Below are 7733 nucleotides of genomic sequence, written 5' to 3' on the forward strand. Positions count from 1 at the left end.
CTGGCACCATGCCATCCTAGATGGGGTTGAAGGGCTTGCTTTAAGGCGCTATACTGATTCATAGGGTTTTCGAGATTAGTGCTATTTCTCATAAAACCCTACTCCCGCCTACTTTTCAAGCTTTTTGTCCTGTACTTAGACCGTCCGACACTGATAAAGAGAAAATTCATCAAGAATTTAACCAAAATTATCAACTACAACTCGCAGCCATTGAAGCCCAATATAAGGCACAACTCACCGCCAAAGAGACGGAAATTGCCATCTATCGCCAACAAAGTGTTGATATGATGGAAATTACCAAAACCCTCGCCAACCGTCCCATTAATGTAGAAGCAAAAGCCATGAGCAACAGTAATGACAGTTCCCGGAATACTACCATCCGCGATATTAATAATTCCGCCGTCAATTTCGGCGAAATCATCGGCGATGTAACTAATACCATTAACCAAATTGCAGCCGATGCTTCCCCAGAAAATGCCCAACTTAAAGCCTTACTGCAAGAACTAACCCAGGCGATTGAAATTGACAGCCATTTAGATGAAGAGGAAAAAGCCGAAGCCGCCAACCAAGTGAAAAAGATTGCCCAAGCTAGTCAAAATCCTGATGATGCCGGACTGCAAAAGAAAGCCCAACGAGCAGTTAATTTGCTCGAAACAACTGCTAAAGCTTTGGAACCTGCCAGCAAACTTGCCCAAGCCTCTCAAAAAGCCTTACCGATAATTTTGAAAACATTAGGCTTCTGATAGGTTTGTAGTTGCGCTTTAGCGCAGTTCTAGTTAGGGCTATAGCATCGACTTGCCGCACTTTTTTTTAGTCCAAACTTGCGCCATTTCTAACATATTAGTAACTCCAATAAAGAATCATCCTCAAGATAACAAATCGATGGCAATTGTCGATGATAGCTGAGATTCTATCACTTGATGACCGAGATTAACCGGTCGAGCATTTCCCTCTACCGGCGCGCAATAACGGGGAATTGGGCTAGAAACGAGGCTTATATGACGGTCACTCACCGCTAATCCATGGCTAGGATCATAGCCTTTCCAGCCGCCCCCCGGCAAGTACACCTCTACCCAAGCGTGTAAATGTCTTTCTCCTTGGTCTAAATCTCCTTCTTGATAGCCACTGACAAAACGGGAAGCTAATCCCACACAGCGACACACATCCATAAATAAAACCACAAAATCGCGACAGGAACCCTGCTTATTTTTCCAAGTGTTTCCGGGTAGATAGGGTTCTCCAGTAAGACGAATAATTTGCTGACAATTGCGGTAAATTTTGTCATTAAGATTAAACAGGAAAGATAGCACCTGTCCCTCAGTTTCCTGCATAATTTCTTGGGCTAATGCTGCCACATCGGGGTCATTAGCTAACCCATAAAATTGTCTGTAGGGTTGTAATTGACTGTGGAGAGAAATGGGATAATCAAAGGGTAAACAGGTCGCCCAAGGTTCCAACAAATACTGAAAAGGATTAACCCCATGGGTTTCTACTTCACTGACCACATCAATCAATAATTCTTCCGTCGGTTGATTAAACCAAATTTGTAAACAAGAATTGCCATCGAGGTCGATAATATTAGTTATTGTTAAAGGTTCCGGGTTAATTTTGAGTGTGAACTCTCGCAAAGTTTGCCCACCATCGGATTTTGGTCGCAAGCGCAGCAGATGGGGTGATAAAATCACGGGTTGATTATAGAAATAGTTAGTTTGATGCCGAATGTGATAACGCATTAAGTTGTTAATTGGGATTGATATTGAAAGTTATTTACTGGCAGAGGTGAGGCAAGTTCGGGATTAAAAACAAAGAAAGTTTCTGTCATTTTTATTCCCACATCATTAACTCTTTTTTGAATATGGTCGAGGAATTCATGCAATCCCATTTCAATAACATCCTCGATAGTTAGATAACTCATTTCGGCACAAAGTCGCCCTAAACTTCTTTCTACTGAATTGCCCCAAGTTCCTACAGGAGTACCGGTAACTTGATGCAAACAGTGGTCTAATTCCCGCAGACAAAAGTGAATTGAGCGAGGAAATTCTCGATTAAGAATTAAAAATTCGGCCACGTCACTAGGAGTAATCCGTCGTTGACATTTACGATACATTTCGTAGGCACTCACCGACCGCAGTAAAGCAATCCATTGAATTTGGTCTAGAGAAGTTCCTACCCATTGAGCGGAAGGTAAGAGATAATAGTATTTAACATCAAGAATTCTGGCGGTTTTATCGGCGCGTTCCTGTAATCTTCCCATAACGCCAAAATGCCAACCTTCATTATGAGTCATCGTTGCATCCATCACCCCTGCAAAACGGTGACTAGCCAATTTAACTTGGGTAAAAAAGTTCGGTAAAGTAGTTTGAGGATGGTAAGAGGAAGCATCTTTTACCATTAAGAAAAAACCATTAACCTGTTCCCACATTTCCGAAGAAATAATCTCGCGAACTGACCGAGCATTTTCTCGCGCCCAGCGCAAACAAGAGATAATTGAACTACTATATTCCGTGTCAAATGTCAAGAAATTGATCACATTTTCTGCGGTGGCTGTGCCGTAACGTTTCTTGAATTGTTCTAAATCTCCCGTGGTTAAAACCAAAGGTTCCCACTGTTGCAAAACACTGGTAGGTACATCTAACATTAAATTAAGGTTAACATCCATAAACCGGGCGACATTTTCTGCCCGTTCAATATAGCGATTTAACCAATAAATTGAATCGGCAACTCTACTAAGCATAATTAACCAGGAAAAAGTGAAAAGGGTAGGGTGGATTGGGCGAAAATAATTTATGCACTCGACTCATGATTTAATTTTGGCCGTAACCCAGCAAAATTTTGATTATTGTCTTGATTACTTGGTTAAAACCCAAGTGTCCTTACTGCCACCACCTTGAGAGGAATTAACCACTAAAGAACCCTTTTTCAAAGCCACGCGAGTTAACCCCCCGGGATGCACATAAATTTCATCGCCACGATGGAGAATATAGGGACGTAAATCCACATGACGACCTTCAACTTCCGTGTCAATTAAAGTGGGAACCCTAGAAAGACTTAACACCGGTTGAGCGATATAATTGCGGGGATTAGCGGCAATGCGTGGGGCGAATTCTGCCCTTTGTTCGGGGGTAGCTTGAGAACCGACTAACATCCCATAACCTCCCGACTCATTAGCGGCTTTCACAACTAACTTATCGAGATTATTTAAGACATAATCTAAGTCCTTTTCTCGCCAACAAAGATAGGTAGGAACGTTATTTAAAATCGCTTCTTCTCCCAGATAATAACGAATCATATCGGGGACAAAAGCATAAATAACCTTATCATCGGCGACTCCCGTACCCGGGGCATTAGCTAAAGCGACGCGACCTTCCTGGAAAACTTTTAATAACCCTGGTACACCTAACATCGAATCGGGACGAAAAACCGCCGGATCTAAAAAGTCATCATCGAGGCGACGATATACCACATCTACCCGTCTTAACCCCTTGGTGGTTTTCATTTGTAGATAACCATCAAAGACGACTAAATCACGCCCTTCCACCAATTCTACCCCCATTTGTTGGGCGATAAAAGAATGTTCAAAGTAGGCAGAATTATAGGTTCCGGGGGTTAAAACCACCACGGTGGGATTAGGTAATTGGGCTGGGGCTAAATTGAGGAGAGTTTCCAACAGATGGGAAGGATAATCATCCACCGGTTTAACATTCATTGTCTGGAAAATATCGGGGAAAGTGCTTTTCATTACCCGACGATTTTCCAGGACATAGGAAATACCGGAAGGAACCCGCAAATTATCCTCTAAAACGTACCATTGACCATCTTTATCGCGGACTAAATCGGTCCCCGTGATGTGACACCAGATACCTCCGGCGGGTTTCAGTCCCAGACAGGGTTTCAGAAATCCCGTCGCCGAGGCGATTAATTCGGGGGGAATAATGCCATCTTTAATGATTAACTGGTCATTGTAGATATCGGAGAGAAAAAGATTGAGAGCTTTGATGCGTTGTTTCAGTCCTCTTTCTAAATAATCCCAGTCCTCAGCCGAGACAATTCGGGGAATAATATCAAAAGGAAAGATTTTTTCCACCCCTTGATTGTCGCTATAGACATTGAAAGTCACCCCCAATTCAAACAGGGCCGACTGAGCGGTTTCCCGGTGTTGTTGAAGTTCTCGGGGCGGCAGATTCTGCAACCATTTGATTAAAGGGGACGCGTGGGGACGAGGTTGACCATCATCCAAGAATAGTTCGTCGTAGAAGCCTTCGGGATCGTAGGTATTTAATAGCACGCTGACCTCATTCCATACCTTACCTATTCCCAGTGTCGGACAATTGGCCCGATTTTTTGTAGTCTAGGAGACATTTTAAGGGAAATTTTAGAAAGTTAGCGGTTTGGCAGACAGCGATCGCCGATTGCTCCCCACCGGTGGAGAAACCTGACAAGAGCGAGAATTAGCCCTGAAAACTGTGTTACATTTTTTAAAGGTCAAACCTTAAATCTTTCATTTTTCTTACTGGTTACGCGATGTTTACCAAACAAGTAACGGATTCTAAAGCCTATCAATGGTTTCAGGAACGCTTAGAAATTCAAGGGATCGCTGATGATATCAGCACCAAATACGTTCCCCCCCACGTTAATATCTTCTACTGTCTTGGTGGTATCACCCTTGTGTGCTTCGTGATCCAGTTTGCCACTGGTTTCGCCATGACCTTCTACTACAAACCCACCGTAGCAGAGGCCCTCTCCTCGGTACAGTACATCATGAACGAAGTTAACTTTGGCTGGTTAATTCGTTCTATCCATCGCTGGTCTGCCAGTATGATGGTCTTAATGATGATCCTGCACGTTTTCCGCGTTTACCTGACCGGTGGCTTCAAAAAACCTCGGGAATTAACCTGGGTCACTGGGGTTGTCCTGGCCGTGATCACCGTTAGCTTCGGTGTCACCGGTTACTCCTTACCCTGGGATCAGGTGGGTTACTGGGCGGTTAAAATTGTTTCCGGTGTACCTGCTGCTATTCCCGTCGTCGGTGATCAACTCGTCACCCTGATGCGCGGTAGCGAAAGCGTCGGTCAAGCAACTTTAACCCGTTTCTACAGCTTACATACCTTTGTACTACCCTGGTCGATCGCGGTCTTCATGTTGCTACATTTCTTGATGATCCGTAAACAAGGCATTTCTGGGCCTCTATAATTCAGAAAAATATCTCTGTCGATCCGAAATCATTTTTAGGAGACATTATCCATGTCCACATTAAAAAAGCCCGATCTCAGCGATCCCGCTCTGCGCGCTAAGTTGGCTAAAGGTATGGGTCACAACTACTACGGTGAACCCGCTTGGCCCAACGATCTCCTCTATGTCTTCCCGGTGGTTATCTTCGGTACGATCGGACTCTGCACCGGTTTAGCGATTATGGATCCCACCATGATCGGTGAACCTGCCGATCCTTTCGCTACTCCCCTAGAAATTCTGCCAGAGTGGTATCTTTATCCCGTTTTCCAAATTCTCCGTATTCTTCCTAACAAACTCTTAGGTATCGCTTGCATGGCCGGCGTTCCCCTAGGCTTGATGTTAGTTCCCTTTATTGAAAGCGTCAATAAATTCCAAAATCCCTTCCGTCGTCCCGTCGCTACCGCTATCTTCCTATTTGGTACTGTGGTCACGATTTGGTTAGGTATTGGTGCCACTTTCCCCATCGATATATCTTTAACTCTCGGTTTGTTCTAAGTTACTGAACTCCGGCAGTTTTTTGCCCACGCTTGTGATTCCTGACTTGGGAAGAGCGATCGTGGGCAATTTTAATTGGGGTTTGCGGCAAAAAGTTTTTCTTGGGGGCAGGCTGTGGGGTGTGGGGTGTGGGGTGTAGGGTTTTACCGATTTTCAGGTGGTCAACTACCTAATTTTCAGGGAAAAAGTCCAGGGATTTTCCCCCTGATCACTCCCAGTCCGGTACTTTTTGATTGACAAAAAGTCTAAAAGTCTTACCCAACAAGGTTTTTAGATTTATTCAGCCAACCCTAATTGTGATTTCTTCTATCGGGTAATTTGTTGTACCAAAGCGATGACATCGCTGCGACTGAGTTTTTCCTTACCTAAAGCTAGGACTTCGAGAGTGCCATGGGCTAAAGCGAGGGGAATCTTACAAAAATCAAGTGCTGGCCCTTTCGGCAGCGATTGAGTGTAATAATCGGCTAATTTCAGATTACGACGGGCATAATTATGAATATCACCAATTGTCCAACCCTGGGGCAGAAAACTTACCCCTCGGCGCAGATCCTCGCCATGGTTGCGGGCAATATTAACCGCTTGTAAACCCCGACCAAAACCGATGGCATAACTGCGATTAGTTTGAGTGCCATCGTACCAATTCCAGAGGTCAGACAGCAATAAACCCACGGCACCGGCCACACTAAAGGTATATTGATCTAATTCTATTTCTGTGCGAATATCCCAGTTATTCCCAGCCCAGTAGGCCATGCGATCGGCCATGGCCGCCGTGGCATCCCAGACCCGGGGGGCGATCGAATCCGGTGCTAACAGGGCCCATTCTCCAATTCTCAGGGTTACTTCTGGCAAAATCTCCCGATGGACTAAGCCAAAAGCAAAGTCCTCTTTGGTGGAATTTTCAGTACCTGCTTGTAAATTCAGGCTAATTTGTCTTAATATCTGCGATTTACTGAAGTTATCTAGGTCGGGATGGTCTTCTACTTCATCGATCGCCCTCATACAGAGATAAGCTGAGGCTACCGCCTCGAGCAGACGATCCGGTAAACGACTTATGGGAATATAAAAAGTTCGACTCGTTTCTTGCAGAATCGTTAAAGCATTATCGCGCAAATTCATTCAGTCCACTCCTCACGCCAACTTAGGTAACTACGAGTTAAACCAATCAGACAGATCGGTTTAGGTATTCCGATGTTCCTAAGACAAAGTTGCTGTCTATTGTAGTATGATTATTCAAAATTTCGAGATTATTCTCGAAAAAATCAACCTTTAGGGTCTTCTTGACAATTTTTCTTTCTGGGATATGTGAGGGATAATTACGGCAATTTTTCGAGATTACAAGCTTAAAAAGTAGTTTTTGCCCGTTTTTAAGCAGTATTTTGCGGCTTCATGGCAGGGATTGAAAGGAGGTCACTTGTAAAACTGGACCGATCATGGCCAGAGTCATCAGATCTGAACGAATTTCACCCATAACTGTCACTTTTGCCTTTTTTTGGGTTAATTCGGCGGGAGGGTTCATTAATTCGTAGGTTTGACCGTTATCAGCAATTAATGCCCAAGTTCCTGTGCCTATTTCGATTCTTTTTACCTGACCGGTTACACTAATACTCATGCTTTAATTTCCTTCATCGAGGCGATCGCAATTGGCCCCACTGTTACAAGCATTCTATCGATATCTTTCCTAGTCATTGATTGCCAATTTTGCCAGACTTTAACCCCATAAATCAGTTTTTTTTATCTAAAAAGCGATCGCTACTTCCGCCACCACTGCCAAGAGGGATGCCACAGCCGCTAAAATTATTATTTCTCGATCGGATTGTCTCATAACTATCTGAGTATAAATTACTAATCCTAGTCTATACCACATCTAACCTATAGCGTTTTTCAGTCTGCTGAGGTACAAAAGTTATGGGTTTTAGGCAAAAGGCAAGAGGCAAAAGTCAAAAGGGAAGAAAAATATGTGTACCTCACTAGCTTATAGCGGTGTGCAGTCGTATTAGGTACAGTGTCAC

General features: G+C 43.9%; 9 protein-coding genes. 3 read left to right on the forward strand and 6 right to left on the reverse strand.

What is annotated here, in order from left to right; genetic code table 11:
- Window positions 1-287: 287 nt before the first annotated feature.
- Window positions 288-743 carry a hypothetical protein gene (locus O9334_RS03675; RefSeq protein ID WP_287999437.1) on the forward strand — a complete coding sequence of 152 codons (456 nt, stop codon included), beginning with the start codon at window positions 288-290 and terminating at the stop codon, window positions 741-743.
- 123 nt (window positions 744-866) lie between these two features.
- Here the strand turns inward: O9334_RS03675 and O9334_RS03680 are convergent, their stop codons facing one another.
- The 3 genes from O9334_RS03680 to O9334_RS03690 all read right to left on the reverse strand — a co-directional run bounded on the left by O9334_RS03680 (window position 867) and on the right by O9334_RS03690 (window position 4285).
- Window positions 867-1733 (reverse strand): transglutaminase family protein, encoded by an 867-nt coding sequence (locus tag O9334_RS03680; RefSeq protein WP_287999440.1) that lies wholly within the window; start codon window positions 1731-1733, stop codon window positions 867-869.
- Window positions 1733-2734 carry an alpha-E domain-containing protein gene (locus O9334_RS03685; protein ID WP_287999443.1) on the reverse strand — a complete coding sequence of 334 codons (1002 nt, stop codon included), beginning with the start codon at window positions 2732-2734 and terminating at the stop codon, window positions 1733-1735. The genes O9334_RS03680 and O9334_RS03685 overlap by 1 nt, the downstream gene beginning before the upstream one ends.
- A gap of 114 nt (window positions 2735-2848) precedes the next feature.
- Complete coding sequence (locus O9334_RS03690; RefSeq protein ID WP_123231114.1) at window positions 2849-4285, reverse strand: circularly permuted type 2 ATP-grasp protein; 1437 nt, start codon at window positions 4283-4285, stop codon at window positions 2849-2851.
- A gap of 236 nt (window positions 4286-4521) precedes the next feature.
- Between O9334_RS03690 and petB the strand changes: the two genes are divergently transcribed.
- The gene (gene petB / locus O9334_RS03695) at window positions 4522-5190 is read left to right on the forward strand and encodes a cytochrome b6 (RefSeq protein WP_045362199.1); all 669 of its coding nucleotides are present in this window, start codon (window positions 4522-4524) and stop codon (window positions 5188-5190) included.
- A 51-nt stretch (window positions 5191-5241) separates the two neighbouring features.
- Window positions 5242-5724, forward strand: a complete 483-nt coding sequence (petD, locus tag O9334_RS03700; RefSeq protein WP_002738373.1) for a cytochrome b6-f complex subunit IV — start codon at window positions 5242-5244, stop codon at window positions 5722-5724.
- 306 nt (window positions 5725-6030) lie between these two features.
- On the opposite strand, the gene O9334_RS03705 is transcribed toward petD, so the two are convergent.
- From O9334_RS03705 to O9334_RS03715, 3 genes are all read right to left on the reverse strand, one after another.
- Window positions 6031-6840: a squalene/phytoene synthase family protein gene (locus O9334_RS03705; RefSeq protein ID WP_045362197.1), complete on the reverse strand. Its 810-nt coding sequence runs from the start codon at window positions 6838-6840 to the stop codon at window positions 6031-6033.
- Between the two features lie 268 nt (window positions 6841-7108).
- Window positions 7109-7333, reverse strand: coding sequence for a hypothetical protein (locus O9334_RS03710; protein WP_045362195.1), 225 nt, complete (start codon window positions 7331-7333; stop codon window positions 7109-7111).
- Window positions 7334-7459: 126 nt separating this feature from the next.
- Complete coding sequence (locus tag O9334_RS03715; protein WP_274518365.1) at window positions 7460-7588, reverse strand: hypothetical protein; 129 nt, start codon at window positions 7586-7588, stop codon at window positions 7460-7462.
- Between the last annotated feature and the right edge of the window lie 145 nt (window positions 7589-7733).

This window comes from Microcystis sp. LE19-8.1F (assembly GCF_027531715.1).
Lineage (GTDB): Bacteria > Cyanobacteriota > Cyanobacteriia > Cyanobacteriales > Microcystaceae > Microcystis > Microcystis wesenbergii_A.